This is a genomic window from Vibrio sp. 10N.286.49.C3 (assembly GCF_041469545.1).
Lineage (GTDB): Bacteria > Pseudomonadota > Gammaproteobacteria > Enterobacterales > Vibrionaceae > Vibrio > Vibrio tasmaniensis_A.
Genome location: NZ_JBFRKT010000116.1, coordinates 1 through 1,101, shown reverse-complemented (window position 1 = coordinate 1,101; position 1,101 = coordinate 1). Strand labels below are relative to the sequence as shown.

The 1,101-nt window shown below is 43.9% G+C and carries 1 protein-coding gene; it reads left to right on the top strand.

Annotation, left to right across the window (positions count from 1 at the left end):
• Positions 1-63: 63 nt before the first annotated feature.
• On the top strand, positions 64-1,092 hold the full coding sequence (locus AB4180_RS22765) for an IS630 family transposase (RefSeq protein WP_102249046.1): 1,029 nt from the start codon (positions 64-66) through the stop codon (positions 1,090-1,092).
• Positions 1,093-1,101 lie beyond the last annotated feature (9 nt).

Below are 1,101 nucleotides of genomic sequence, written 5' to 3'. Positions count from 1 at the left end.
ATCTATACCCGTGATCATTGAAGATGCTTGATTTTTCCTTAAAGCAGGATCATGCTACGCACCATGAAAATAATACTGACTCCTCAACAGAAACAACAACTCGAAGAGATGCACGATTCAACTCGTGATGGTCGAGTACGTGACCGTATCAAAGCTGTTTTACTCGCGTCTGAAGGTTGGAGTCAGACGATGATTTCTCAAGCTCTTCGTATTCACGAATCGACCGTAGCTCGTCACCTCAGTGATTATGTTCTCTCTGAAAAACTTAAGCCTGAAAATGGTGGTAGCCAGAGCCGACTTTCTGCTAAGCAAACTATGCAGCTTATCGAACATCTGGCAGAGAAAACCTACTTCCACACCCACCAAATTGTTGCTTATATTCAAGCTGAGTTTGGTATCCGTTATACCGTTGCTGGCATGAACAAGTGGCTACATCACCACGACTTCTCATATAAGAAGCCAAAAGGTGTACCGCACAAGTTTAATCCAGAGATGCAGCAAGCCTTTATCGCATACTACAACGAGATGCTAAGAAAGAGCGAAGACCCTGTGCTATTCATGGATGCCGTTCATCCTACGCAGTCAACAAAACTCAGTTATGGCTGGATACGCAAAGGCCAAGACAAAGTGATTGAGACAACAGGCAGTCGAACTCGTCTTAATATTATCGGTGCGTTACCGCTTCAAAATATTGGCGCAACAGTGACAGACACGTATGACACGATAAACAGCGAGAGCATCGTTCGCTTCTTCTGGAAACTCAAAAAGGAGCATTACCCGTTGGAGCAAAAAGTTCACCTAGTACTGGATGGCGCCGCCTATCATCGCTCAGAACTGGTGAGAAATGCGGCAAAAGTGCTCAATGTCGAGCTTCATTACTTACCGCCTTACAGTCCAAATTTAAATCCAATCGAGCGGCTTTGGAAAGTGATGAATGAACATGTGAGGAACAATATTTACTTCTCCTCCAAGCCAGAATTCACTTCAGCCATCAAAGAATTTTTCGATGTAACGCTACCAGAAGTTGCAGGCTCACTGGCATCCAGAATTACGGATAATTTTCAGATTTTGAAACCTGCATCTTCAAGTTGAACGGGTATA

What these genes read in the sequence shown, in the direction of transcription:
- AB4180_RS22765 (WP_102249046.1), top strand. Translation starts at nt 64, where the DNA reads ATGAAAATAATACTGACTCCTCAACAGAAACAACAACTCGAAGAGATG.